Source organism: Croceibacterium aestuarii (assembly GCF_030657335.1).
Taxonomy (GTDB): domain Bacteria; phylum Pseudomonadota; class Alphaproteobacteria; order Sphingomonadales; family Sphingomonadaceae; genus Croceibacterium_B; species Croceibacterium_B aestuarii.
This window is the reverse complement of sequence record NZ_CP131039.1, coordinates 144,075-169,646: the sequence shown is the minus strand read 5'-3', so window position 1 is coordinate 169,646 and position 25,572 is coordinate 144,075. Positions and strand designations below refer to the sequence as shown.

Annotated in this window: 26 protein-coding genes; 15 read left to right on the top strand and 11 right to left on the bottom strand. The window is 66.2% G+C overall.

Features of this window, described 5'->3' with window-relative positions; all coding sequences use genetic code 11:
• Positions 1–9: 9 nt before the first annotated feature.
• Complete coding sequence (gene ccoN, locus Q7I88_RS00870; protein WP_305097156.1) at positions 10–1,665, bottom strand: cytochrome-c oxidase, cbb3-type subunit I; 1,656 nt, start codon at positions 1,663–1,665, stop codon at positions 10–12.
• 210 nt (positions 1,666–1,875) lie between these two features.
• Here ccoN and Q7I88_RS00865 point away from each other — a divergent pair, with 210 nt between their 5' ends.
• Positions 1,876–2,562, top strand: a complete 687-nt coding sequence (locus tag Q7I88_RS00865) for an OmpW/AlkL family protein (RefSeq protein WP_305097155.1) — start codon at positions 1,876–1,878, stop codon at positions 2,560–2,562.
• Here Q7I88_RS00865 and Q7I88_RS00860 read toward each other — a convergent pair whose 3' ends face one another.
• The 4 genes from Q7I88_RS00860 to cysD all read right to left on the bottom strand — a co-directional run bounded on the left by Q7I88_RS00860 (position 2,563) and on the right by cysD (position 6,996).
• Positions 2,563–3,261, bottom strand: a complete 699-nt coding sequence (locus tag Q7I88_RS00860) for a Crp/Fnr family transcriptional regulator (RefSeq protein WP_305097154.1) — start codon at positions 3,259–3,261, stop codon at positions 2,563–2,565.
• A 49-nt stretch (positions 3,262–3,310) separates the two neighbouring features.
• On the bottom strand, positions 3,311–4,042 hold the full coding sequence (locus Q7I88_RS00855; protein WP_305097153.1) for a 3'(2'),5'-bisphosphate nucleotidase CysQ: 732 nt from the start codon (positions 4,040–4,042) through the stop codon (positions 3,311–3,313).
• A 10-nt stretch (positions 4,043–4,052) separates the two neighbouring features.
• Positions 4,053–5,978, bottom strand: a complete 1,926-nt coding sequence (gene cysN / locus Q7I88_RS00850; RefSeq protein WP_305097152.1) for a sulfate adenylyltransferase subunit CysN — start codon at positions 5,976–5,978, stop codon at positions 4,053–4,055.
• 97 nt (positions 5,979–6,075) lie between these two features.
• Positions 6,076–6,996, bottom strand: coding sequence for a sulfate adenylyltransferase subunit CysD (gene cysD, locus Q7I88_RS00845; protein WP_305097151.1), 921 nt, complete (start codon positions 6,994–6,996; stop codon positions 6,076–6,078).
• A 66-nt stretch (positions 6,997–7,062) separates the two neighbouring features.
• Between cysD and Q7I88_RS00840 the strand changes: the two genes are divergently transcribed.
• The 5 genes from Q7I88_RS00840 to mmsB all read left to right on the top strand — a co-directional run bounded on the left by Q7I88_RS00840 (position 7,063) and on the right by mmsB (position 11,474).
• Positions 7,063–7,320 carry a hypothetical protein gene (locus tag Q7I88_RS00840; RefSeq protein WP_305097150.1) on the top strand — a complete coding sequence of 86 codons (258 nt, stop codon included), beginning with the start codon at positions 7,063–7,065 and terminating at the stop codon, positions 7,318–7,320.
• A gap of 2 nt (positions 7,321–7,322) precedes the next feature.
• Positions 7,323–8,051, top strand: a complete 729-nt coding sequence (locus Q7I88_RS00835; RefSeq protein ID WP_305097149.1) for a helix-turn-helix transcriptional regulator — start codon at positions 7,323–7,325, stop codon at positions 8,049–8,051.
• Between the two features lie 115 nt (positions 8,052–8,166).
• Positions 8,167–9,663, top strand: a complete 1,497-nt coding sequence (locus Q7I88_RS00830; protein ID WP_305097148.1) for a CoA-acylating methylmalonate-semialdehyde dehydrogenase — start codon at positions 8,167–8,169, stop codon at positions 9,661–9,663.
• Positions 9,664–9,684: 21 nt separating this feature from the next.
• Entirely contained in the window at positions 9,685–10,470 is a 786-nt protein-coding gene (locus tag Q7I88_RS00825) for an enoyl-CoA hydratase-related protein (RefSeq protein ID WP_305097147.1), read from the top strand.
• Between the two features lie 134 nt (positions 10,471–10,604).
• Positions 10,605–11,474 carry a 3-hydroxyisobutyrate dehydrogenase gene (gene mmsB / locus Q7I88_RS00820; RefSeq protein ID WP_305097146.1) on the top strand — a complete coding sequence of 290 codons (870 nt, stop codon included), beginning with the start codon at positions 10,605–10,607 and terminating at the stop codon, positions 11,472–11,474.
• Between the two features lie 272 nt (positions 11,475–11,746).
• Here mmsB and Q7I88_RS00815 read toward each other — a convergent pair whose 3' ends face one another.
• Entirely contained in the window at positions 11,747–12,550 is an 804-nt protein-coding gene (locus Q7I88_RS00815; protein WP_305097145.1) for a class I mannose-6-phosphate isomerase, read from the bottom strand.
• 90 nt (positions 12,551–12,640) lie between these two features.
• Between Q7I88_RS00815 and Q7I88_RS00810 the strand changes: the two genes are divergently transcribed.
• Both Q7I88_RS00810 and ftsH read left to right on the top strand, forming a co-directional pair.
• Positions 12,641–13,474 (top strand): nuclear transport factor 2 family protein, encoded by an 834-nt coding sequence (locus Q7I88_RS00810; RefSeq protein WP_305097144.1) that lies wholly within the window; start codon positions 12,641–12,643, stop codon positions 13,472–13,474.
• Positions 13,475–13,581: 107 nt separating this feature from the next.
• Positions 13,582–15,531, top strand: a complete 1,950-nt coding sequence (ftsH, locus tag Q7I88_RS00805) for an ATP-dependent zinc metalloprotease FtsH (RefSeq protein WP_305097143.1) — start codon at positions 13,582–13,584, stop codon at positions 15,529–15,531.
• A 71-nt stretch (positions 15,532–15,602) separates the two neighbouring features.
• Here the strand turns inward: ftsH and Q7I88_RS00800 are convergent, their stop codons facing one another.
• Together Q7I88_RS00800 and rpoZ are read right to left on the bottom strand one after the other, a co-directional pair.
• Complete coding sequence (locus tag Q7I88_RS00800; protein WP_305097142.1) at positions 15,603–16,697, bottom strand: DUF3667 domain-containing protein; 1,095 nt, start codon at positions 16,695–16,697, stop codon at positions 15,603–15,605.
• A 95-nt stretch (positions 16,698–16,792) separates the two neighbouring features.
• Complete coding sequence (gene rpoZ / locus Q7I88_RS00795; protein WP_305097141.1) at positions 16,793–17,140, bottom strand: DNA-directed RNA polymerase subunit omega; 348 nt, start codon at positions 17,138–17,140, stop codon at positions 16,793–16,795.
• Positions 17,141–17,244: 104 nt separating this feature from the next.
• Between rpoZ and Q7I88_RS00790 the strand changes: the two genes are divergently transcribed.
• The 3 genes from Q7I88_RS00790 to Q7I88_RS00780 all read left to right on the top strand — a co-directional run bounded on the left by Q7I88_RS00790 (position 17,245) and on the right by Q7I88_RS00780 (position 19,096).
• Complete coding sequence (locus tag Q7I88_RS00790; protein ID WP_305097140.1) at positions 17,245–18,441, top strand: phospholipase D-like domain-containing protein; 1,197 nt, start codon at positions 17,245–17,247, stop codon at positions 18,439–18,441.
• Positions 18,442–18,625: 184 nt separating this feature from the next.
• Complete coding sequence (gene infA / locus Q7I88_RS00785) at positions 18,626–18,889, top strand: translation initiation factor IF-1 (RefSeq protein WP_305097139.1); 264 nt, start codon at positions 18,626–18,628, stop codon at positions 18,887–18,889.
• A 48-nt stretch (positions 18,890–18,937) separates the two neighbouring features.
• Positions 18,938–19,096, top strand: a complete 159-nt coding sequence (locus tag Q7I88_RS00780; protein WP_305097138.1) for a hypothetical protein — start codon at positions 18,938–18,940, stop codon at positions 19,094–19,096.
• Positions 19,097–19,315: 219 nt separating this feature from the next.
• Here Q7I88_RS00780 and Q7I88_RS00775 read toward each other — a convergent pair whose 3' ends face one another.
• A complete protein-coding gene (locus Q7I88_RS00775) occupies positions 19,316–19,792 on the bottom strand; it encodes a hypothetical protein (RefSeq protein ID WP_305097137.1) in 477 nt (158 codons plus the stop codon).
• A 712-nt stretch (positions 19,793–20,504) separates the two neighbouring features.
• Between Q7I88_RS00775 and Q7I88_RS00770 the strand changes: the two genes are divergently transcribed.
• Positions 20,505–21,209: a Crp/Fnr family transcriptional regulator gene (locus tag Q7I88_RS00770; RefSeq protein ID WP_305097136.1), complete on the top strand. Its 705-nt coding sequence runs from the start codon at positions 20,505–20,507 to the stop codon at positions 21,207–21,209.
• Positions 21,210–21,481: 272 nt separating this feature from the next.
• Here the strand turns inward: Q7I88_RS00770 and Q7I88_RS00765 are convergent, their stop codons facing one another.
• Positions 21,482–23,002 carry a replicative DNA helicase gene (locus Q7I88_RS00765; RefSeq protein ID WP_305097135.1) on the bottom strand — a complete coding sequence of 507 codons (1,521 nt, stop codon included), beginning with the start codon at positions 23,000–23,002 and terminating at the stop codon, positions 21,482–21,484.
• 240 nt (positions 23,003–23,242) lie between these two features.
• Between Q7I88_RS00765 and Q7I88_RS00760 the strand changes: the two genes are divergently transcribed.
• Genes Q7I88_RS00760 through Q7I88_RS00750 form a run of 3 tightly spaced genes read left to right on the top strand, consistent with a single transcriptional unit; the run spans position 23,243 to position 24,874 of the window.
• Positions 23,243–23,740 carry a UPF0262 family protein gene (locus Q7I88_RS00760; protein WP_305097134.1) on the top strand — a complete coding sequence of 166 codons (498 nt, stop codon included), beginning with the start codon at positions 23,243–23,245 and terminating at the stop codon, positions 23,738–23,740.
• Positions 23,741–23,768: 28 nt separating this feature from the next.
• Positions 23,769–24,467: a glycoside hydrolase family 25 protein gene (locus Q7I88_RS00755; RefSeq protein ID WP_305097133.1), complete on the top strand. Its 699-nt coding sequence runs from the start codon at positions 23,769–23,771 to the stop codon at positions 24,465–24,467.
• Positions 24,464–24,874 (top strand): cytidine deaminase, encoded by a 411-nt coding sequence (locus tag Q7I88_RS00750; protein ID WP_305097132.1) that lies wholly within the window; start codon positions 24,464–24,466, stop codon positions 24,872–24,874. The genes Q7I88_RS00755 and Q7I88_RS00750 overlap by 4 nt, the downstream gene beginning before the upstream one ends.
• On the opposite strand, the gene Q7I88_RS00745 is transcribed toward Q7I88_RS00750, so the two are convergent.
• On the bottom strand, positions 24,871–25,476 hold the full coding sequence (locus tag Q7I88_RS00745) for a cation efflux transmembrane domain-containing protein (RefSeq protein ID WP_305097131.1): 606 nt from the start codon (positions 25,474–25,476) through the stop codon (positions 24,871–24,873). The two genes, Q7I88_RS00750 and Q7I88_RS00745, sit on opposite strands and share 4 nt — an antisense overlap.
• Positions 25,477–25,572 lie beyond the last annotated feature (96 nt).

Here is a 25,572-nt window from a genome sequence, read left to right as displayed (position 1 = left end):
TGCTGGTTCCTACTCGGCCGGCTGGGCAACGATGGGCCGGTCGGCTTCGGGGTCGTAAGCCGCGTCGCGCAGCGGTGCTTCGCTCCGCAGGCGGCCGACGACGGTCAGCCACACGTTCGCGACCATGAGGATCACGCCGGCGAGGTACAGGGTGCCGCCGAAGGCGCGCAGCAGGTACATCGGGTGCAGTGCGGCGACGGTGTCGGCGAAACTGTTCACCAGGTAGCCGTCGGCGCCGTATTCGCGCCACATCAGGCCCTGGGTGACGCCGGCCACCCACATGCTCGCGGCGTAGAAGACGATGCCGATCGTGGCGAGCCAGAAGTGCCAGTTGACCCAGCGCAGCGAATAGAGCCGCTCGCGCTTCCACAACCGCGGCGCCATGTAATAGACAGCCGCGAACGAGATCATCCCGTTCCAGCCCAGCGCCCCGGCATGGACGTGGCCGATGGTCCAGTCGGTATAGTGCGACAGCGAATTGACCGCCTTGATCGACAGCATCGGCCCCTCGAAGGTCGCCATGCCGTAGAACGCCAGCGCCATCACCATCATGCGGATGATGGGGTCGGTGCGGATTTTGTCCCACGCGCCGTTGAGCGTCATCAGGCCGTTGATCATGCCGCCCCAGCTGGGCATCCACAGCATGATCGAGAACACCATGCCCAAGGTCTGCGCCCAGTCGGGCAGCGCGGTGTAGAGCAGGTGGTGCGGTCCGGCCCAGATGTAGAGGAAGATCAGGCTCCAGAAGTGCAGGATCGACAGGCGATAGCTGTAGATCGGCCGCTCCGCCTGCTTGGGCACGAAGTAGTACATCATCGCCAGGAACGGCACGGTGAGGAAGAACGCCACCGCGTTATGTCCGTACCACCACTGGGTGAGCGCATCCTGCACGCCGGCGAAGGCGGAATAGGAGTGCGAGCCGAACAGGTGCACCGGCACTGCCAGGTTGTTGACGATGTGCAGCATCGCAATGGTCAGGATGAACGACAGGTAGAACCAGTTCGCGACATAGATGTGCGGCTCGGTGCGCTTCACCAAGGTCCCGACGAAGACGATCAGGTAAGCCACCCAGACGACGGTCAGCCACAGATCGACGTACCATTCGGGCTCGGCGTATTCGCGGCTCTGGGTGATCCCCAGGACATAACCGCTGGCCGCCAGAACGATGAACATCTGGTAGCCCCAGAACACGAAGCGCGCGAGGCCGGGGAAGGCAAGGCGCGCACGGCTGGTGCGCTGGACGACGTAGTACGAGGAGGCGATAAGAATGTTGCCCCCGAAGGCGAAGATCACTCCGGAGGTGTGCAGCGGGCGCAAGCGGCCGAAGTTGAACCACGGCTCCATGTTGAGCAGCGGGAAGGCGAGCTGCAATGCAATCACCAGCCCGACGAGCATGCCCACCACGGCCCAGAAGACGGTCGCGATCACGCCCCACCGGACCGGATCGTCGTCGTATTTCGATGGATCCGCCGGCATTCGCAGCACGCCGCGCGCGATTGCCTCGTAATCCGCCTGCGAGACGGTGAACCAGAGGCACACAGCCGCCGCCAGGCAGACGATGATCATGTGCGCGGCAAAGCCGGAATCCGCCGCCAGTGCCGCGGCCAGCAGCGCCAGCAGCATGATGGCGAACCATATGCCGGCGCGAGTGACGACTCGTTCCATTCGGTACCTCCTGTACGCTGACGCCTATCACGCCGACTGCGCGTTCTAAACCTTGACGTGGGTCAAATATTCGTTGCGCAAGCGCGAAATTTTCGTGCGAAATATTTGCGCCGAGTCAAAGCGTTTCGCGATTTCCCCCGCCATCTCCCGCCGGCCTCGCAAATACCCTGGGCCGCATCGGGCGGCCGCTGCGGGGCGCGGAGATTACGAATGAAGAAGTTGGCACTGCGCTCCTACGCCGCCGCTGCGGCACTGGTCGCGTTCACGGGGTTCGCTTCCCCGGCCAGCGCCCAGGATGCGGGCTCCTGGCAGGTCAAGGTTCTTGGCTCGGCCGTGCTGCCCGACGGCAAGATCGACAAGGTCGATCTCGATCTTGTCGGACTGCCCGCCGGCACCCAGACCAAGGCCAACGACAATTACGTCCCGACCGTGGCGATCGAGTACTTCTTTTCGCCCGCGGTCTCGCTCGAGACGATCTGCTGCGTGACGCAGCATGATGTCGATGCCACCACCGGGTTGGCGGCAGGCTCCGAACTGGTATCCAACGCCAAGCTGATTCCGGCGACCTTCACGCTCAAGTATCACCTGAACCCCGGCGGCGTGTCGCCGTACATCGGCGCGGGCCCGACCTACTTCTTGTGGATCGACGCCAATCCGGGCGCCTTCGCCAAGGCCGCTGGCGCGGACAAGACCACCATGTCCGACGAATTGGGCTTTGCGCTTCAGGCCGGACTCGATGTGCCGGTGAACGCCAAGGGAATGGTCGTCAGCCTCGACGCCAAGCGCTACTTCGTCGGCACGACGGCCCGCTGGTACGCCGGCGGCACCAAGGTGATCCAGACCAAGCACCAGCTCGATCCCTGGGTTCTCAGCGCGGGAGTGGGCTTCCGCTTCTGATCAGCCGGCAATGGCTTCGAGCGCCGGGCGGTCGAGTATCTCGACTGCCCGGCGATTGGGCAGCCCGATCACGCCGTCGCGCTTCAGCCTGGTCATCTGACGGCTGACGGTCTCGATCGTCAGCCCCAGAATATCGCCGACCTGCTGGCGCGAGAACGGCAAGTCGAAACGGTCGAGCGGTCGGTCGCCGGGCGCCTCGCACCCGGGCTCGACCAGTCGCGACGACATGTCGAGCAGGAAGGTCGCAACTTTTTCCTCGGCGCTCTTGCGCGCGAGCAACAGCATCCAGTCGCGCGTCCGGTCGAGTTCGGCCAGCGTCCGCCGCAGCAGCTTCTGCTCGAGTGCGGGATGCTCGCCCGCGAAGCGGTCGAAGTCCTTGCGCGCGAACAGGCAGACGCGGGCGTCGGTCAGTGCGGTGACGGAGTGACTCGTACGCGCACCGAACGGGCGGCCGATGAAGTCCGAGGGATAGGCGACGCCGACGATCTGTTCGCGTCCGTCCTCGGTTCCGGTCGAGAGCTTGAGCAGACCTTCGATGACATTGGCGACAAGGACCGATTCCTCGCCTTCCCAGATCAGGGATTCACCCGCCTCGAGATTGCGCCGCCGGCCGATGCCGTTGAGCGCCTCGACTTCCTCGGAATCGAGCACCGAGCAGATCGCCCGATTGCGGACCACGCAGGTATCGCATGAAGACATTTCGGCTCTCTACCAACACCTGCAGGGGACGCATAGGGCCAAGCGGGCTTCAGCCCAGCGCGGCGAGCGCCTCGAAGACCGGCGCCGCGTGCTCCTCGCGGCAGATGAGGAGGTCGGGCATGTAGGTGTCGCGTTGGTTGTAGACCAGCGCACTGCCGTCCATGCGGCTGGCGTGAAGCCCGTGCGCCAGCGCCACCGCCACCGGCGCGCAGCTGTCCCATTCGTATTGTCCGCCCGAATGCAGGTAGATGTCGGCTTCGCCGCGGATCACCGCCATCGCCTTTGCTCCGGCGCTGCCCATCGGCACAAGTTCGGCGCCGAGCATTTCCGCGACCGCAACCGCTTCGGCGGCGGGTCGCGTGCGGCTTACGACCATGCGCAGCTTGTGCGACGCCTGAGGCAGCGAGACGGGCGCATCGCTGCGCAGCACCTCGCCGAGGCCGGGCAGGGCCACCGCGCCGACCATCGGCGCGCCATTGACGGCCAGCGCCACGTGCACGGCCCAGTCGGTCCGCTCCTCGCCGTACTCGCGGGTGCCGTCGACCGGGTCGACGATCCACACTCGCTCCTTGCCGAGCCGCTCGTCGGTGTCCTTGCTTTCTTCCGACAGCAGGCCGTCGTCCGGGCGCTGCGCGGCCAGCGCGCGCACCAGGAACTGGTTGGCCACCTGGTCCCCCGCCTTGCCCAGCGCCCGCCCGCCGAACACTCGGCTTTGCCGCACCTCGATGAGAATGCGCCCGGCGGTTTCCGTCAGGTGTGCGGCGAGTTCGGCGTCGGTCATCCGGCTTCCCCTACTTCAGCGGCAGCAGCTGGTCGACGATATGCTGCGCAGCCTCTTCCACGCTCATCTCGACGGTGTTGACCACGATATCGGGGCTTTCGGGGGCCTCGTAGGGACTGTCGATCCCTGTGAAGTTCTTGAGCTCGCCGGCGCGGGCCTTCTTGTACAGGCCCTTCACGTCGCGCGCCTCGGCAACTTCGAGCGGAGTGTCGACGAAGATCTCGACGAATTCGCCCTCGGGCAGCATGTCGCGCACCATCTGCCGTTCCGCGCGGAACGGGCTGATGAAGGCGGTCAGCACGATCAGCCCGGCATCGGCCATCAGCTTGGCCACCTCGCCGATGCGGCGGATGTTCTCGATCCGGTCGGCTTCGGTGAAGCCGAGGTCCCTGTTGAGGCCGTGGCGCACATTGTCGCCGTCGAGCAGGAACGTGTGGCGGTTCATCAGCGCCAGCTTCTTCTCGACCTCGTTGGCGATGGTCGACTTGCCCGAGCCGGAGAGGCCCGTGAACCACAGCACGCGCGGCGTCTGGTTCTTCAGCGCAGCATGGCTTTCACGGGTCACGTCGGTCGGCTGCCAGTGGACGTTCTGGCTGCGCCGCAGGCTGAAGTTGAGCATCCCCGCGCCGACGGTGGCGTTGGTGATCTTGTCGATCAGGATGAACCCGCCGAGCGCGCGGTTTTCCGCGTAAGGCTCGAACACCAGAGGCCGGTCGGTCAGCACTTCGGCCACGCCGATCTGGTTGAGTTCAAGCGTCTTTGCCGCGAGGTGTTCGAGGCTGTTGACGTCGATCTCGTACTTGGGCTCCTGCACGGTCGCCGACACGGTCTGCGTCGCCAGCTTGAGCCAGTAGCTGCGCCCGACGTGCAGCGCGTCGTCGGCCATCCACACCAGTGTCGCCTCGAACTGGTCGGCGACTTGCGGCGGATTGTCGGCAACCGCGATGACGTTGCCGCGCGAGCAGTCGATTTCGTCGGCCAAGGTCAGCGTCAGCGACTGGCCGGCGACGCCTTCGTCCAGGTCGCCGTCGAACGTGACGATCGACTTGACGGTACTGGTCTTGCCCGAGGGCAGTACTCGCACCGCGTCGCCCGGCTTGATCGTGCCGGTGGCGATCAGGCCCGAGAAGCCACGGAAATCGAGGTTGGGCCGGTTGACCCACTGCACCGGCATGCGGAACGGCTTGTCGCGGTCGATCGCCGAGCGGACCTCGACGGTCTCGAGATGGTCGACCAGGCTAGGGCCGGAGTACCACGGCGTGTTGGCCGAGGGCGCCGTGGTGATGTTGTCGCCCTTGAAGCCGGAGATCGGCAGCGCGGTGAAGCTCTCGATGCCGATTTCGCGGGCGAATTCGCGGTATTCGGCGACGATCCTGTCGAAGACCTCCTGCGAGTAGTCGACGAGGTCCATCTTGTTGACCGCCAGGACGATGTTCCGGATGCCGATCAGGTGGCACAGGTAGCTGTGCCGGCGGGTCTGAACGAGCACGCCCTTGCGCGCATCGACCAGGATCACCGCGAGGTCGGCGGTACTTGCGCCGGTCACCATGTTGCGGGTGTATTGCTCGTGACCCGGACAGTCGGCGACGATGAACTTGCGCTTCTCGGTGTTGAAGAACCGATAGGCGACGTCGATCGTGATGCCCTGCTCACGCTCGGCGGCGAGGCCGTCCACCAGCAGCGCGAAGTCGATCTCCTGGCCCTGCGTGCCGACCTTCTTGCTGTCGTTCTCGAGCGCGGCCAGCTGATCCTCGAAGATCATCTTCGAATCGTACAGCAGGCGCCCGATCAGGGTCGACTTGCCGTCGTCAACGCTGCCGCAGGTGATGAAGCGCAGCATCGATTTATGCTGATGCTGGTCGAGATAGGCGTCGATGTCCTCGGCGATGAGGGCATCGGTCTTGTAGATTGCATCGGGACCTTCGGAGTCGGCCATTAGACAAACCTCCGTTCGCCCTGAGCCTGTCGAAGGGCGTCGCGCGATCGTGCTTCGACAAGCTCAGCACGAACGGACCAAACAGCAAGAGCCGCCATCAGAAGTACCCCTCCTGCTTCTTCTTCTCCATGCCCGCGCCGCCGGCGTCCTTGTCGATGACCCGGCCCTGGCGTTCGCTGGTGGTGGTGAGCAGGGTTTCCTGCACCACTTCGGACAGCGTCGCCGCGTCGCTCTCGACCGCGCCGGTCAGCGGGAAACAGCCCAACGTGCGAAAGCGGACCGAGCGTTCGGTGATTTCGGGCATGTAGCCGAGAACCTTTTCGAGCCGCTCCAGGTCGTCCGCCATCAGCAGTTGCCCGTCATGGACGAAGGTCGGGCGCCTGTCGGCGAAATAGAGCGGCACGATCTCGATCCCCTCGGCCATGATGTACTGCCAGATGTCGAGTTCGGTCCAGTTGCTGATCGGGAAGACGCGAATGCCTTCGCCCTTGTTTTTCCTGGCGTTGTAGAGATTCCACAGCTCGGGGCGCTGGTTCTTCGGGTCCCACCCGTGGCTGGCGGTGCGGAAGGAGAAGATGCGCTCCTTGGCGCGGCTTTTCTCCTCGTCGCGCCGGGCCCCGCCGAAGGCGGCGTCGAAGCCGTACTTGGTCAGCGCCTGCTTGAGCCCCTCGGTCTTCCACATGTCGGTGTGCAGCGGACCGTGATCGAACGGGTTGATCCCCCGCTCCCGCGCCTCCTCGTTCTGGTAGACCAGCAGCTCCATCCCGCTCTCGCGCGCCATCTTGTCGCGCAATTCGTACATCGCCTTGAACTTCCACGTCGTGTCGACATGCAGCAGCGGGAAGGGCGGCGGCGAGGGGTAGAAGGCCTTGCGCGCGAGATGCAGCATGACCGCGCTGTCCTTGCCGACCGAATAGAGCATCACCGGCTTGTCGGCCTCAGCGACGACTTCGCGCATGATGTGGATCGCCTCGGCCTCGAGGCGCTGGAGATGGGTCAGGGCCGGGGTTTCGCTCATGGGCACGAGGCATATCTCCAATCGTCGCGGGTGGACCTCCCATATGGGAGGGGTTATAGCCAATCCATGCGTTTTCCCGCCCTCGGTGAGACAGATCTTCTTGTGCCGCTCCACGAGGGGCTTTTCGAACAGCCGATGTGGCGCACGTTCCTCGCCCGGCTCGCGGCGGTGTGCGGGGCGCCGTTCGCCGCGCTGGTGCTCGATGGGCCGTATGCCGAGCGCGCGATCGTGCTCAGTCACGGCGCAGCCCGGCGCTGCGCGAGAATCGCAGCTACGCCGCCAGCGAGTTCGATGGGGACATCGCGGGGGACCTGCGCGCCATAAGGGTGGCCGAGGAGGGCGGGACCGATGCGGTGCTGGTGGTTGCCGGACCGGAGGCGTTGCCGGCGGCTGCCGGCTCGCTGCTCGCCGCGCTCGCGCCGCATCTCAAGGTCGCGCTCCGCGTTTTTGCCGCGATCGAGCGCGAGCGCGCACGGTCCGTCTTGCGCGACGACGCGGCCCGGCGGATGAACTTCGGATGGATCGCCATCGACGGCAAGTGCTGCATCGTCGACCTAGATCCGCAGGCCGAGCGGGTGCTGCAGCAATCCGGCCTCCTGCGGCGCGGCAGCTACGACCGGCTGACCCCTGCGAGCCCCGCGGTCGACCGCGAGTTGACTGCGCTCGCCCGCAAGTTTGCCGGGTCCCCCGACGAGCGCCCCCGGGCCATCAACCTCAGCCATGATCCCTGGATCGACCTGCTCGTCTCGCCCCTCCGTGTCGACGCGCTGGCGGGCGGTTCGCGTGCGGTGGCGGCGGTCTACCTGCGCGGCGACCGCTCCTCTTCCACCGACCGGCACGAACAGCTCGCCGACCTGTTCCAGCTCACCCCCAGCGAGGCGCGGCTCGCCTGGTCGATGACGCAGGGGCTCAGCATTGCCGAGGCGGCCGACGAGCACGGCCTGACCATCGAGACCGCGCGCAACTATTCGAAGAAGATCTACGCCAAGACCGGCGCCCGCGGGCAGGCCGACCTCGTGCGGCACATCCTCACCAGCGTGCTCGCCCTCGCCTGACGGGACCGAACGTCGCACCGCGGCGTTCGTTCACCGAGCCGGCCCTTGCAAAGCGCAGCGCGCTCATGCAGTGCGCAGGCAAATTAGTTTCACCTGAAAGGAGTGCGCACAAGCCATGCGCCAGATCGACCACTTCATCGCCAATGGAACCGGCTCCGCCCCGGCCCGCACTCACAAGGTCTTCGACCCCAACAGCGGCGCGGTGCAGGCCGAGGTCGCGCTCGGCGATGCCGCGCTGCTCGACAAGGCCGTGGCGACCGCGAAGCAGGTCCAGCCCGCATGGGCGGCGACCAACCCGCAGCGCCGCGCCCGGGTGATGTTCAAGTACAAGGAACTGATCGAGGCCAACATGGACGACCTCGCCCGGCTGCTGTCGAGCGAGCACGGCAAGGTCATCGACGACGCCAAGGGCGACGTGCAGCGCGGGCTCGAAGTGATCGAATACGCCTGCGGCATCCCGCAGGTGCTCAAGGGCGAGTACACCCAGGGCGCCGGTCCCGGCATCGACGTCTATTCGATGCGCCAGCCGCTCGGCATCGGCGCGGGCATCACTCCGTTCAACTTCCCGGCGATGATACCGATGTGGATGTTCGGCATGGCCATTGCCGCGGGCAACGCCTTCATCCTCAAGCCCTCCGAGCGCGACCCGAGCGTGCCGGTGCGGCTGGCCGAGCTGTTCCTCGAGGCCGGCGCGCCCGAGGGACTGCTGCAGGTGGTCCACGGCGACAAGGAAATGGTCGACGCGATCCTCGACCATCCGGACATCGCCGCGATCAGCTTCGTCGGCTCGTCCGACATCGCCCACTACGTCTACGAACGCGGGGTGAAGGCCGGCAAGCGCGTGCAGGCGATGGGCGGGGCCAAGAACCACGGCGTGGTCATGCCCGACGCCGATCTCGACATGGTGGTGAACGACCTCGCCGGGGCGGCCTTCGGTTCGGCCGGCGAGCGCTGCATGGCGCTGCCCGTCGTGGTGCCGGTGGGCGAGGACACGGCGGAACGCCTCAAGGAAAAGCTCATCCCGGCGATCAACGCCCTGCGGGTCGGCGTCTCGACCGATCCCGAAGCGCACTACGGCCCCGTCGTCACCGCCGAACACAAGCAGCGCATCGAAGAATGGATCGCCACCGCCGAGAAGGAAGGCGGCGAGATCGTCGTCGACGGGCGCGGCTTCACCCTGCAGGGGCACGAGGACGGATTCTTCGTCGGCCCGACGCTGATCGACCACGTCACGCCCGACATGTCTAGCTACCACAACGAGATCTTCGGCCCGGTCTTGCAGATCGTCCGCGCGAAGGATTTCGAGGAGGCGCTGCGCCTGCCGAGCGAGCACCAGTATGGCAACGGCGTCGCCATCTTCACCCGCAACGGCCACGCCGCGCGCGAGTTCACCCACAGGGTCAACGTCGGCATGGTCGGGGTCAACGTGCCGATCCCGGTCCCGGTCAGCTATCACAGCTTCGGCGGCTGGAAGCGCTCGGGCTTCGGCGACACCGACCAGTACGGCACCGAGGGCCTCAAGTTCTGGACCAAGCTGAAAAAGGTCACGCAGCGCTGGCCCGACGGCGGCGGAGACGGGTCGAACGCGTTCGTGATACCAACTATGGGGTGACCCCAGGACGAAAGAGGAAGCATGGCAGGCTACGAAACGATTCTCGTCGAAACCCATGGGAGTGTGACGCTCGTCACACTCAACCGGCCGCAGGCGCTGAACGCGCTCAACAGCCAGGTGCTGGCCGAACTGATCGACGCCTTTGCCGCCTACGAGGCCGACGACACGCAGCTTTGTCTCGTCTTGACCGGCAGCGGCGAGAAGGCCTTTGCCGCCGGGGCCGACATCAAGGAAATGGCCGACAAGCCCGCGGCGGAATTCTTCCTCGAGGACTTCTTCTCCGGCTGGCAGGCCGATTTCGTCAAGAAAACGCGCAAGCCGTGGATCGCCGCGGTCAACGGTTTCGCTTTGGGCGGCGGGTGCGAACTCGCCATGATGGCCGACTTCATCATCGCCGCAGACACGGCGAAGTTCGGCCAGCCGGAAATCAAGCTCGGCGTCGCGCCTGGGATGGGCGGCAGCCAGCGGCTGACCCGCGTGGTCGGCAAGGCCAAAGCGATGGAAATGTGCCTCACCGGACGGATGATGGACGCCGCGGAGGCAGAGCGCTCGGGCCTCGTCGCCCGCGTGGTGCCGCTTGCGGGCCTGCTCGACGATGCGCTCAAGACCGCCGAGACCATCGCCTCGATGCCGCCGATGGCCGTCATCGCCAACAAGGAACTGGTCAACGCCGCCTACGAGACGACGCTCGAACAGGGCCTGCTGCACGAACGCCGCATCTTCCAGATCCTCGCTGCGAGCGAGGACAAGACGGAAGGCATGAAGGCCTTCGTCGAGAAGCGGCCGGGCGTGTGGAAGGGGCGCTAAATATCTAGCCCTCTCCCCTTCAGGGGAGGGGGTTGGGAGAGGGGCGGCGCGGCATTCCCCTCTCCTTCCGCCCCGGATCAGGTCCGGGGCTCCCTCCTCTCCCCTGAAGGGGAGAGGGCATTGGAGAGAATAGCATGAAAATCGCCTTCATCGGCCTCGGCAACATGGGCGGCGGGATGGCCGCGAACCTCGTCAAGGAAGGGCACGAGGTGCGTGCGTTCGACCTTGCCAGCGAAGCGCTCGATGCAGCGCAGGCCAACGGCTGCGCAACGTTCGGTTCGGTGAGAGAAGCTGTCGAGGGCGTCGATGCGGTCGTGTCGATGCTGCCCAACGGCCAGATTGTACTCAGCGCCTATACCGGAGAGGTGATCGGCCATGCTCCGACCGATGCGATCCTGATCGACTGCTCAACCATCGATGTGGCCACAGCGCGCGAGGTCGAACGGCTGGCCGCTGATGGCGGTTACGCGATGGTCGACGCCCCCGTCTCGGGCGGGATCGCCGCGGCCAATGCCGGGACGCTGACCTTCATGGTCGGCGGCAGCGGCGAAGGCTTCGAGCGCGCCAAGCGGGTGCTCGAGGGCATGGGCAAGGCGGTGATCCATGCCGGCGGCGCAGGGGCCGGGCAAGCGGCCAAGATCTGCAACAACATGATGCTCGGCATCCACATGATCGGCACCTGCGAGGCCTTCACCATGGCCAAGAAGCTCGGGCTCGACCCGCAGACCTTCTACGACATCGCCTCGGTCTCCTCGGGCCAGTCGTGGTCGGTGACGAGCTACTGTCCGCTGCCCGGCGTCGGCCCGACCACGCCCGCCGACAACGAGTACAAGGGCGGCTTCGCCACCGGCCTGATGCTCAAGGACCTGCGGCTGGCGATGGAAGCGGCGGAGACCGCCGGCGTCGACGCCCAGATGGGAGCCCACGCGCGCGAACTCTACGAGGCGTTCGACGCCGCCGGCAACGGCGGCCGCGACTTCTCGGCCATTATCGAGACGCTGTAATCCTCCCCAGTCCGGGGAGGAATTTTCGCTGTCCTACACGCGCCGAAGCTGCAATCACCCTGACAGTTCTTTCCGATCGTCGGTCTCGCGTTTCTCGCGCAGCATGCCCACCGGTGTTGCCCGCGCTTTCGGTTTCGCGAATCTGTCACCCGGCGTTTTCGCGGAAATAGTAAATATAATCAGTGCTGTAATCGCCGAATTCCAGGGTGACAGGGTGTCGCTTGTGTCACTCACTCGAGTCAGGAATTCACGGCAAAACCTGAACGACTGGCTTACGCCATCGGTTGGGCGATCAGGCAGGTGCCGTCTTCGGCGAATTCGACCGCGTCGATCTCGCGGGCCAGCGCGCACTGCCCGGGGCTGACGGCCTCGCCTTCGACCGCGACATCGCCTTCGCGCGGGATCACCAGCAGAGGCCCGCGATAGCGCGCCGAGATCGCCGGGTCGGGGCCGCCGGCCAGCTGGTCGAGCCGGAAATGAGGTCCATCGACCAGCCCGATGTCCGAACCGTGGCCGACGAAGGTCTTGAGGCTGTCGGGGTAGGGCTCGCCCCGTGCCACCGCCACGCCTTCGTCGAGGTGCAGCTCGCGCTCCCGGCCGTAGTCGTAGAGGCGGTAGGTGATGTCGGAGTTCTGCTGCACCTCGATGATCGAGCAGCCCGGGCCGATCGCGTGGACGGTGTTCGCCGGGATGTAGAAGAAGTCGCCGGCGCGCACGCGGTGCCAGGTGAGCAGGCCTTCGATGCTGCCGTCCAGCGCCGCGGCGCGCATTTCCTCGGCCCCGACCTCACGCTCGAATCCGATGCCGAGCTTTGCACCCGGTTCGGCGTCGATCACCAGCCAGCATTCCTCCTTGCCCTGCCGGCCGAGCCCCATCGCCTCGGTCTGCGCGTCCGACGGATGGCATTGCACCGAGAGCTTTTCGCTCGTGAACAGGTATTTGACCAGCAGGCCGGGCAGCTCCGGCGGCGGCACGAACCAGATCTCGCCAATCCGCTCGCCATCGGGCGCGGTGAAGGGGGCGGGCAGGTCTACGCGGCCCCAGGGCTTTTGGACCGTCTTGGTTTCGAGCAACATGGCCGGTACCTACCGGGCGACGGGCCGCTCGACAATCGCGCTTGCGCCTTGCCCCTTTTCGGCGCGCGCCGCAGCGGCCATAACCGCGCGATGGAACTCGACTACCAAGCCTACGAAGACCTGTTCAACACCGGCGACGACGCCGCGCTCGTCGATCGCTTCTTCGCCGAAGATTGCCGCATGGTCAGCGCCAATGGCGTGCGCGAAGGCGCGGGCGAGCTGCTTGCCTTCCTCAACTGGGCGCACGACGGCGTGCGCGAGGTGATGCGGCCGCAGGTGGTGATGAGCCGCGACGGCCTGCTGTTCGCCGAGGTCGACATGGACTTTCACGCCAGCAAGCATCGGACCGATTTCCCGTTCGGCGAATTGCATCCGGGCGATCTGGTGACGGTGAAGTTCTTCGTCACCTACACGCTGAACGAGGAAGGCAAGATTGCCGAGCTGAAGTCGATGACCTGGCCGCCGGAAACGGGTGTCAGCAAACTGCCCCGGCTCGGCGCGCATCCGAGCCAGCGGGCCGCATTCCAGGCCTATTCCGCGGCCTTTTCGGGCGCCGAGTTCGAGCGCTTTCCGCAGTTCTATACCGACGACGTGGTCCTCCATCTGACCAGCTCGGTTGGCGACGTGGTCGGCAAGCAAGGCATCGTCGATTTCTACAAGCCGATGTTCGCCCGGGTCCGCGAGACGGTCATCCCCGAGCATCTCGAGTTCACCGACGAGAAGATCGTGTACGACGCCGTCAGCCGCTTCACCGCGGTCGAGGACGCACCCGATTTCGCTGTCGGGCCGCTCAAGCAGGGCGAGTTTTACGATGTGCCCGTGCAGGTCGTCTACACGCTGCGGGACGGACTGATCTGTGACATTCACGTGACCCGCCGGGGCGAGCGGACCTTCGGTGGGGATCCCAAGCCGGCCGTGCACTGACGCCGGGCAGCGCGGGGCGTGCGATTGCGCGCCACAGAGATTCGCTCGTCAACTTGCCATTCACCCCCGTGCGCCTACATTCAGCATGAAAGGCAGGACCTGACCTGATGAACGACAATCGCGAGCCCGATAACAATCCCAATCCGTGGATGAAGAGCCTGATGGTATGGGGCGGGATTTTCCTCGCTCTGCTGCTGGTGGTTTCGATGTTCGGCGGCCCGCGCACGACCGCGGCCAACGCTCTCGATTATTCGGACTTCCGCGCCAAGGTCGCCGAAGGCTCGGTCGAAAAGGTCGAGGTCTCGCCCGACAAGATTACCGGCACCCTCAAGAACGGACAGACCTTCTCCACCATTCCGGTCGAGAACGACACCACCTTGACCAAGTTGCTCGACGAAAAGGGCGTACGCTATTCCGGCGCGCAGAAGGAGGAGATGGGGGTTCTGACCTACATTCTCATCCAGTCGCTTCCGTTTCTGCTGATCCTCGGCGTGGCGTTCTTCGCTTTGCGCCAGGTCCAGAAGGGCGGCGGATCGGGCGCGATGGGCTTTGGCAAGTCCAAGGCCAAGCTGCTGACCGAGCGGCAGGGAAGGGTGACGTTCGACGACGTTGCCGGCATCGACGAGGCGCGCGAGGAACTCGAGGAAATCGTCGAGTTCCTGAAGGATCCGCAGCGATTTTCCAAACTGGGCGGCCAGATTCCCAAGGGCGCGCTGCTGGTCGGCTCGCCGGGTACCGGTAAGACGTTGCTCGCACGCGCCATCGCGGGCGAGGCGGGCGTCCCGTTTTTCACCATTTCGGGTTCCGACTTCGTCGAGATGTTCGTCGGCGTCGGCGCGAGCCGCGTGCGCGACATGTTCGAGCAGGCCAAGAAGAACGCCCCGTGCATCGTCTTCATCGACGAAATCGACGCCGTCGGCCGCCACCGCGGCCATGGCCTCGGCAACTCGAACGACGAGCGCGAGCAGACCCTCAACCAGCTTCTGGTCGAAATGGACGGCTTCGAAGCCAACGAGGGCATCATCATCATCGCCGCCACCAACCGGCCCGACGTGCTCGACCCGGCGCTGCTGCGCCCGGGCCGTTTCGATCGCCAGGTCGTAGTGCCGATTCCCGACATCGACGGACGCGAGAAGATCCTCGCCGTGCACATGAAGAAGGTGCCGTTGGCGCCCGACGTCAATGCCCGCACGATCGCGCGGGGCACGCCGGGCTTTTCCGGCGCGGACCTTGCCAACCTGGTCAACGAGGCGGCGCTGCTCGCCGCGCGGCGCAACAAGCGCCTGGTCGCCATGCAGGAGTTCGAGGACGCCAAGGACAAGGTCATGATGGGCAGCGAACGCCGCTCGATGGTCATGACCGACGACGAGAAGAAGATGACCGCCTATCACGAAGCCGGCCACGCGCTGGTCAGCGTGAACGAGCCGGCGTCGGACCCGATCCACAAGGCGACGATCATCCCGCGCGGCCGCGCGCTGGGCATGGTCATGCGCCTGCCCGAGCGCGACAACTACTCGTACCACCGCGACAAGATGCACGCGAACCTCGCGGTCAGCATGGGCGGCCGCGTGGCGGAAGAAATCATCTTCGGCCACGACAAGGTCTCGAGCGGTGCTAGCGGCGACATCCAGTACGCCACCGACCTCGCCCGCAACATGGTCACCAAGTGGGGCATGTCGGACAAGCTCGGCCCGCTGCAGTACGAAGAGCAGCAGGAAGGCTATCTGGGCATGGGCGGTTCGAACCGGACCATGGGCTCGAACGAAACCAACCAGCTGATCGACGCGGAAATCCGAACGCTGATCGAGAGCGCCTACAAGCGCGCGACCGAAGTGCTCAAGAGCCAGGAGGACAAGCTCCACCTGCTCGCCCAGGCGCTGCTCGAGTACGAGACGCTCACCGGCGAGGAGATCGAGCAGCTGCTCAAGGACGGCAAGTTCGACCGCAGCGACAAGCCCAAGGGCCCGATCATCGCCGCCCCGGCCAGTGGCTCGGCGGTGCCCAAGGCCGGCAAGCGCTTCTCGGGCGAAGGCGGTCCGGCGACCCAGGGCGCCTGATCCCCAGCTTCAAGGCGATCGCCGTGAAGGGGCCGACCGGTTCTTGCCGGGCGGCCCTTTTCCGTATCGACCTAGCCGAGCGCGCCGAGGACCAGCAGGACGTCGATGAACAGGAACAGGATCACGAAGATGAAGGCGCATAGCACCGTCGTGCGCCAAAGCGCCGAAAACCGCGTCAGGCCGTAGGCTCCCTTGAGCTGGCGGTAGATGTGAATCGGCGGCACCACGACGGCGATGGTCCGCAAAGCCCCGGCGCTTATTCCCAGGCCGCTGAGCAGGACCAATACGACGTAGAAAAGGGTCATAAAGGCGAGCGAATAGGTCACGAAGACCGAGTGGTCGTAGATTCCGAAACGGCGGCGCCAGAGGAAGAGCAGCCAGACGAACGGGACCGACAGCGGAATCAACAACCACGAAAACTTGTAGCTGTTCGACTGCAGCTTGTAGGCCATCAGGCTCGGGTTGGTGCGCCACTTGTCGATGCCGTGATCGATCAATGCGATCCCCGAGTAGGGGGTAGCGACGTTCGTCGTGGCGTGGCCCGATTCGAGCGCGACGACTGTGCCCTCGGCGGCGTCGGCAGGCTTGCGGCTCAGTTGTTCTTCCAGGCGGTCGATCTGCATGTCGACGAACCGCGAGCCTGGATTTCCGTCCCCCATCTCCTTGCGAGCGTCCTTGAGCTCCGCCAGCTCTTTCTCAAGGCGCTGCTCCGTCTCGGCGGGAGATCCCACCGTGCCAACCTGAACCGGCGGTCCGAGGTCGGCCGGCGGGGCAATGCCGGCCAGCTGAAAGACCGCGAACATCAGGAACACCGCGAAGAGGAACAAAGCCATCGGGCTGACGAAGCGCGCGCGCTCGCCCTCGATGTAACGGCGGGTCAGTTCGCCCGGCTTCCACGCCAGCAGCGGCAGGGTGCGAAACGTCTTGCCGTCGGCGTGGAGCACACCGTGCAGCAAGTCGTGCATGAAGGCGCCGATCGTGCGGTGGATGTGGGCATGCTGGCCGCAGGCGTGGCAGTGCGGGCCGACCAGTTCGGTGCCGCAGTTGAGGCAGGCGCTCTCGTGCGTGTGGCCGTGCCGGCCGGTCTCACCCCGCGCCGGCTCGACCGCACGCGAATAGAGGCCGCCTTCGACCACGGTGCCCAACGCTTCGCCGAAATCGCCCATCCGTACCCCCTTTGCCGGCGCGATCTTATCGCGGAATGCCGAAACGAAAAAGGGCCGCACGACGGCGGCCCTCGTTCGGGTATTGGAAGAACCGGTCAGTTGCCGTCGTAGTCGGCGCCGATCGAGGTCGAACGGGTCGGCGCGGCGGCAGAGAGGCGCATGGCCTCGGCCGACTGGCTGAGCGAGCCGATTTCGTCAGCCTCGTCCTCGTCGTCGGGGAGAATCTTCTGCAGGTTGGTGACCAGGCTTTCCTGCAGGTGCTTGGGCTTGACGGTCTCTTCGGCGATCTCGCGCAGCGCGACGACCGGGTTCTTGTCGCGGTCACGGTCGATGGTCAGTTCCGCCCCGCCGGAAATCTCGCGCGCCCGCTGGGCGGCCAGCAGGACCAGGTCGAAACGGTTGGGGATCTTGTCGACGCAATCTTCGACGGTAACGCGCGCCATCGGGCACCTCGGAAAAATGGGTTTAGCGGGAAAGCGCGCCAAGTAGGCACCGCAGCACCGAGAGTCAAGGTTTTCGCCCTGCGGCGCCGTGCTATGGACCGCCCATGCAAAGTCCCGCCAGCGCTTTCGCCCCGCCGTCGCCGGCCATCCGGGACTACGTCGATCCGCCGCCCTTCGCGTGCCTGGCGCAGGGCCAGCGCCTCGAGTTCTTTCCCGCCGGGCGCGACCGGCTCGAACGGCTCTGTGCGCTGATCGATAGTGCTGAAGTGAGCCTGCACATGGCGTTCTACATCTTCAGCCCCGACGCTGCCGGGGTGCGGGTTCGCGACGCACTGGTCGCTGCCGCCCGCCGCGGGGTCGATGTCTCTTTGATCGTCGACGGCTTCGGTGCCGCGGTGGCCGACGGCTTCTTCGCCGAGCTGGAAGCGGCGGGCGGCCGCTTCTGCCGCTTCCTGCCGAAGTGGTCGGTCCGTTTTCTCATTCGCAACCACCAGAAGATCGTCGTGGCGGACAACCGCGTCGCCATGCTGGGCGGGTTCAATATCGAAGAGGACTATTTCGCGCCGCCGCGCGAGAACGGCTGGAACGACCTTGCCTTCACCGTCGAGGGCAGCCTGGTCGAACGGGTAACCGAGTGGTTTCACGAGCTCGAGGAATGGACCCGCGATCCCGACGCCCGCTTTCGCGACATTCGCCGCCGGGTGCGCGAATGGGATGGCGGGCGTTCGCCCGTCCAACTGCTGATCGGCGGCCCGACTCGCTGGCTCTCGCCCTGGGCGAAAAGCGTCACGCGCGATCTCATCCGCGGCGAGCGGCTCGACATGGTCATGGCCTATTTCTCGCCCGCGATCATGCTGCTGCGCCGGATCCGGCGCATCGCGTGCAAGGGCGAGACGCGCCTGGTGCTCGCCGCCAAATCCGATAACGGCGCGACGATCGGCGCCTCGCGGCTGCTCTACGGCACCCTGCTCAAGGCGCGGGCGCGAATCTTCGAATTCGAACCTTGCAAGCTCCACACCAAGCTGATCGTGCTCGACGATGCGGTCTATGCGGGCAGCGCCAATTTCGACATGCGCAGTCTCTACATCAACCTCGAAATCGTGGTGAAGATCGAGGACGCCGCGCTGGCGGCGCGCATGCGGCAGTTCATCGATCACCTCGCCGAAGCCTCCACCCCGATCACCATCCCGCTGCACAAGAGCCGGGCGACCCCGCTCAACCGGCTGCGCTGGTGGCTCAGCTGGGCGCTCGTCTCGGTGGTCGATTACACGGTCAGCCGCCGGCTCAATCTCGGGCTCTAGCGGCGCATGGGTTGCTATTTTCCCGGCAATCCCTATCTCAACCTCAGCTGACGTCGCTTGCGACGGAATTTGACGGCCGGCTCCGGCCCGCCGCTTCCTTCCTTCCCGCTGCTTTTTCGGCACCGCCGCGCGGGCCCCAAGCCCGCGCGATGTTTCATACATTCCCCCCGGAGGACCCCGCGCCTTGGCGAAAGAAGAACTGCTCACCCTCGAAGGTCAGATCGAAGAGATCCTGCCCGATGGACGCTTTCGCGTCACGCTCGACAACCAGCATTCTCTCGTCGCCTACACTGCCGGAAAGATGCGGCGTTACCGTATCCGCTCGGTCGTCGGCGACCGGGTCCACGTGGAAATGACTCCCTACGATCTGACCAAAGGCCGGATCGTATTTCGCGAGCGCACGCCCGGACAGGGCCCGGCCAAACGCCGGAGCGGCTTCCGCCGCTAGCTCGCCGCATTTATGAAAGGGCGGCCGCCTAGCCGCCGCACAACTACAATGGCAACACAGATCAACGGCGCGACCTCGCGCCCCCGGCTTTCCCCCCGTTACGGGGCGAAGGCCGATACCGGCAGGAGCAACCCGTGCCAGCAACGCCGGTCCCCCACCCTCAGCACGCTCGAACTGCGCCGCCTCGTCGCGGCGATGGTCGATTGAGCGGCGCATCGCCGAGTTTCCCGGCGGACTGCGAAGTCGAACGGCTGGCGTCCGCCGCAGCCCTGCGGGCAAGCGGCCCGCAGCCCGCCGTGCTGGGGGCTGCGGCCGCGTGCGCCTGGTTCGTGGCGCAAATGGCCGCGGCGCACGAGTGCGCCTGACCTCCGGCACCGTTGCAGGCGGACGCCAAACGCGGAAAATTTTAACTTCTCTCATGCCCCGTCACCGGGCTGCGCAGCGCCGTGGTTCCAGCCATAGCGCGCGGCGTTGGACTCGAGCCGATTTACCAGGCGAATCAAGGCAGTAGCATTCGGTTTGCGCTCCGCGCCGACATACCTTCCGCCCCGCATCCGCAGCACGATCGGGCCTTCGTAGGCGTACCCGGCAAGCTCCCCGGCCGTAACCTTCCGCCGCGGAAAGGTTACGCAGGTGGCCGGACGCCTGCGCGTGGTAGGCCATGACCGTGTCCCAGGCATGGGCGAGGCCCGCGGCGCCCGGGCGCCGGCGCAGCCGCCAGGCGCCCATCCGGCTCATCCCCACCCGCCGCGCCGCCTCGGCCACGCAGCCGGTCTCGGCGAGAAAGCCGATCAGCGCCGCCTGCTTCTGGTGCGTCCACCCGCCCGCCCGCGCGCGGAGCGGCACGGGCAGGAACGGCGGCACGCGCGCATAGGCGGGCCAGCGGGTGTTGGATTCGGGCATGCCCCGATCAAGGCACAGGTGGGGACGTGTAGGAAAGTGGAAAAAGGCGGGATGCCAGGCGGCGATCACGAAAATCGCGTCATCGCGCCGCCCGCACAGGGGCGGTAAGCTGCCGCGCTACGAGACGCCGAGCGGCTTCGCCCGGTTCAATGGTCGGACACTTGCGGCCTTCGGCTTCGGTTGCGAAACCTCGGCATAGCCGCGCTGACTGCTCGGTGGGTTGAGCGACCAAAGCCCCCTTCGTCCTCCATTCGAAGGCGACCGAGGGAACGCCCATTCTCGAACAATTCGAACTCACGGCCCTCGCAAGCCTTCCGTGCCTGGAGCAATGCGGCGTCAGCTCCCGAAGCCCGAAATTCCAGAGCTCTTTCGCCGCGCCTGCCGCCGTCGGTCAGGACGAGAGTGTAGGTATGTCCGAAACCAAAGTTCGACTCGACCAATGGCCCTCTCCTCGGCTGTGGAGGAAAGCCCGAATCGCTCCGCCCCGCCACGTCATAGGTTAAACGCTTGCCGCGAGATTCTCCCGCCGCTCGGTTTCCAAAGTCGGCGCGAGCGGAAATGTTTAAATATGTTGGGGGCCGACGGGGCAAAGATGTTAATGTGGCTCCATCGCTGCACCACTAACTGGGCTTAGGCGACCGAGAGATTCGACGTGCTCCCGCCCAAGTAGCGAGGCAGCGTTTCGGTGGAACTCTCTCACACCCTCGAAAGGATGGCGCGCAAGTTCGCCCGCAGAGGCTTGCTGGATGCGAGCGATCACAAGGCCCTGCTGGCTCTGCCGTTTCACTCCAGGATCGCCGAACCAGGTCGCTATCTCGTGCGCGAGGGCGATTCCCTGGTCGAGAGCTCGCTTCTGATTTCGGGGCTCGCATTCCGTCACAAGTTGACCGCGGACGGCGATCGGCAGATCGTGAGCATTCACGTGCCGGGCGACTTCGTCGACCTCGAGGGATCGCTGCTCAAGACGGCCGATCACAGCGTTCAGACACTGACGCGGGCGAAGGTCGCCACGATTTCACAGGATGCGATTGTCGCGCTGATCGACGGCCACCCGCGGATCGCGCGAGCGCTGTGGGTGGACACGCTGATCGATGCCTCGATCTACCGCGAGTGGGTCATGAACGTGGGACGGCGACCGGCCAGACAGCGGATAGCCCATCTCCTGTGCGAGTTTGCGCGGCGCCTGGAACTCGCCGAGATGGGCGACACGGAAGGCTATGAATTCCCCATGACCCAGGAGCAACTCGCCGATGCGACGGGCCTCACCGTGGTCCACGTCAATCGAACGCTGAAGGCACTCGAGGATGACAGACTGATCGTGCGCGAGAAACGCTTCCTGGCGATCCCCGACTGGGGGCGTCTGCGGGATATGTCGGGGTTCAACGAACTCTATTTGCACCTCGACCAGGTGCAATAGCGGCCGATTGGAAAAGCGGAACGATCAGGTGTCCGCAATCGGGCTGCAGGCGTCAATAGGTGTGGAGAGGGCACCCCCACGTCCGTCATGCTGAACCAGCTTGTGCAAGCACAGCTGCGCTTCCAGCATCCGTTGCCTCCTGGCACCGACATGGTCGGGGGATACTTGGACCCTGAAACAAGTTCAGGGTGACGAGGTGGAATGTGTAGGTAGGTCCGCAATCGGGCCGTCAATGGATCCTCGCTGCTGGCATTGTCCGCCCGCCCTGCAGCCTACTCCCAATCCCCGCCGCCGCCGTAATCGCCCTCCGCCAGATCGGTGAACCGCGTGATCTTCGGCTCGAACCTCAGCCGCACCTTGCCGGTGGAGCCGTGGCGCTGTTTGGCGACGATCAGTTCGGCGAGGCCGTGGACGCGTTCCATTTCGGCGGCCCAGGCGGCGTGGGCCTCGGCGGTCTTCATGTCGTCGTCGCCCTGCGGGACCTTGGGTTCGCGCGAGAGGACGTAATAGTCCTCGCGGAAGATGAACCAGACCATGTCGGCGTCCTGCTCGATCGAGCCGGATTCGCGCAGGTCGGAGAGCATCGGGCGCTTGTCGTCGCGCTGTTCGACCGCGCGGCTGAGCTGGGATAGCGCGATGACCGGGACCTGCAGTTCCTTGGCCAGCGTCTTGAGCCCGCGGCTGATCTCGGAAATCTCGTTGACCCGGTTGTCGGTGGCGCGGCCGCTGCCCTGCAGCAGCTGCAGGTAATCGACCACGATCAGCCCGATGTCGTGGCGGCGCTTCAAGCGCCGGGCGCGGGTGCGCAGCGCGCCGATGGTCAGCGCCGGGGTATCGTCGATGAACAGCGGCAGGTCGGCGAGGCGCTGGCTGGCGTAGGAGAGGTCCTGGAACTCGTCGCGGCCGATCTTGCCCATGCGCAGCTTCTCGGACGGAATGCCCGCCTGTTCGGCGAGGATGCGGGTGGCGAGCTGGTCGGCGCTCATTTCGAGGCTGAACAGCGCCACCGGGGCGCCGACGCTCTTGGCGATCCCGTCGCGCCTGTCGCGCACGTAGCGGTCGGCGCAATTGAAGGCGATGTTGGTGGCGAGCGACGACTTGCCCATGCCCGGACGCCCGGCGAGGATGATGAGATCGGAATCGTGCAGCCCGCCGCACTTGTCGTTGATCGAGACGAGCCCGGTGGTCTTGCCCGAGACGTGGCCGCCCGAGTTGATCGCGGTTTCGATCATCTCCAGCGCCTTGTTCGCCGCACCGCGGAAGCTTTCCGCGTCGCTCGACCCCGCGGCGCCCTCGGCGACCTCGAACAGGCGCGCCTCGGCCTGCTCGATCTGCCGCATCGGCTCGACTTCCTCGCTGGTGTCGAGCGCCCCTTCGACGAGGTTGCGCCCGACCGTGACCAGCTCTCGCAAGAGCGCCAGGTCGTAGATCTGCTGGGCCAGTTCGCGCGGGGCGAGCAGGCCCTGGCCGTCGGCGGTGAGCCGGGCGAGATAGCCGGTGCCGCCGAGCTCCTTGAGCGCCTCGTCGGCCTCGAAATAGGGTTTGAGCGTCACCGGGGTGACGACCATCTGCTTGTCGAGCAGGACGAGGATGCGGTCGAGAATGCGGCCGTGCAACGGATCGAAGAAATGTTCGGGCCGCAGCGGCACCGGCATCTCTTCCATCAGCCGGTTGTCGATCAGCACGGCGCCGAGAAAGGCGGCCTCGGCCTCGAGGTTGGCGGGCAGCTTGCGGCCCGCGGGCGATTGCGCGGTGGGAGTGTCGGGGCGGATCAGGAGGTCTTCTTCGGCCATGCGCGCGTGATGCGCCGATGCGGGATTCGCGGCAAGAGGGCGGGCGAGAAACTGCGTGTGGATAGCGGGCACATCCACCTCGGCGCTGGGCGGCGGACCGAACGAAATGGGGGGAGGGGCCCCTCGGCATCGGTGTGCAGGGTGCGTTTCCCCTACGTTGGTCGCCTGCGGCGACTGCCACCTCCCCGTTTCGGGGAGGAGACGCTTGCCGCCGCTTGCTGCGTCTGCGAAAGCCCCGCCATGGCCGAGACCAGCCCTTCCAGCGACCGCATCGCGGCGATCTCGCTCGACGAATCGACCGTGCTCGCACGCGGGCCGGAGGTCGAGCAGGAACGCGCGGCGGCGCTGCACGACCTGGCGGTCGACAGCCATTTTCGCCCGCTGCGGGCCGTCGATCTCGGCCACGCAGGGCCCTGGTCGCTGCGGCTTGCGGTGGTCGAGGGGCGGCTGGCGATCGCGCTGCGCGATCATCATGGCCGCGATGCCGGGACGATCGGGCTGGGCCTGACGCGCTTCCGCCGCGCGGTGCGCGAATATTTCGCCATCTGCGACAGCTATTACAAGGCGCTCCGCAAGACCTCGGCGAAGGAACTCGAGACGCTCGACATGGCCCGGCGCGGCATCCACGACCGCGGCGCGCGCCACCTGCTCGAAGCGCTCGAGGGCAAGGTCGAACTCGACCACGATACGGCGCGCAGGCTTTTCACGCTGGTCTGCGTCCTGCATATTCGCGGCTGACGGGGCACGGGGTCGCAGAGCGGGATCGATGGGCAGGAAGAAGGCATTTCGCTGGCGCACGCGGATTTTCGCGTTGGTGCTGCTCGCCGCGCTGGTCGCAGGGGGCTGGGCGTGGTGGACCGCGCAGCACTGGCGGCCCGAGCGCAGAGACTTCCCGGTGCAGGGCGTGCTCGTCGGCGCGCGCGACGGACGGGTCGATTTCAATGCCTTCAAGGCGATCGGCGCGCAGTTCGCCTACCTCGAGGCGAGCAGCGGCGCCGGGGGCCGCGACCCGGCGTTCAGCCGCAACTTGCGCGCGGTGCGCGGCAGCGGCCTGTCGGTCGGGGTGGTCCACACCTATGACCCGTGCGAGCCCGCCGAGCGGCAGAGCGCCAACTTCGTCACCATCGTGCCGCGCGAAACGGGGTTGCTGCCGCCGGCAATCGCCCTGCTGCGCACCGCCGAGGACTGCCCGGTTCGGGTCAGCGAGCAGGCGGTCGAGAGCGAGCTGACCACCTTCCTCAACCAGATCGAGGGGCATGTCGGCCAGCCGGCGGTGCTGCTGGTCTCGCCCGAGTTCGAGGACCGCTACCACATCGCCGCCAAGATCGAGCGCAACCTGTGGCTGCAGCGCGACTTCCTGCAGCCCGACTATGCCGGGCGGCCGTGGACGCTGTGGACCGCCAATGCGCACTATCGTAGCGATGCCGGCCCCGAACCCGTGCGCTGGGTGGTGCTGCAGCCGTGACGCAGGACGATATCGAACTGGTCGAGGCTGCGCGCGGGGCGGCGCTGGCTGCCTATGCCCCCTACTCGAAGTTCCCGGTCGGCGCGGCGCTGCGCTTTGCCGACGGGTCGGTGGTGACGGGGGCCAATGTCGAGAACGCCAGCTTCGGCCTGGCGCTGTGCGCCGAAACGGTCGCGGTCGGCAAGGCGATGGCGGAGGGGCACCGCGGCGGGCTGCTGGCGGTTGCGGTGACCGGGCCGGGACCCGAGCCGATCACGCCGTGCGGGCGCTGCCGGCAGGTGCTCAACGAACTCGCCGCCCTGGGCGGAACCGATCCCGACGTGCTCTGCGTCGGGCCCTCGGAAGTGCGCACGGTCAAGCTCTCCGCGCTGCTTCCCGCCGCGTTCGGTCCGGCGAGTCTCGATTAAGCTTCGGCCCGCGCTTCCTTGGCTTCGTCGATGATCTCGAACGCCTCGCGCATGACATAGAGCGCGATCGCCGCGCCGATGACGAGATCGAACGCGCCGATGCCGGTCACCAGGACCGCAAGTCCGGAAACGATCACCGCGGCGTTGGCCGCCACGTCGGCGCGGGTGAAGATCCACGCCGCGCGCATGTGCACCTCGCTGCTGCGCTGCGCGGCGAGCAGGCGAAGGACGACGACGTTCACGACCAGCGCAATTAGCGCGACGCCGACCATGCCGAACCCTTCGGGTGCGCTGCCGGTCAGAGCGCGGCGCGTCACCTCGGCCAGCATGGCGATGGCGATCAGCAGCAGCGCCCACCCGCTCACTCGCGCGGCCTTGACCTTGAACAGCGCGCTGCGGCCGATGGCGTAGAGCGCGAGCGCATAGACCGCCGCGTCGGACAGCATGTCGAGCCCGTCGGCCAGCAGCGAGGCGGAGTGGAAGAGCAGGCCCCCAGCGCCCTCGACCACGAACATCGCCGCGTTGAGCGCGAGCGCGATGGTCAGCGCGCGGCGCTGCGCCGGGGTATCGGTCGCTGTGGGTTCGCAGCCGCAGTCGGACATCGCTACCCACTACAGCAGCGCGCGGCAATGTGGCAAACCGAGTCGGGAGAGCGACGCCCCGGCGGGGGAGGCACGCGGCCGGACACCATGTGGGCG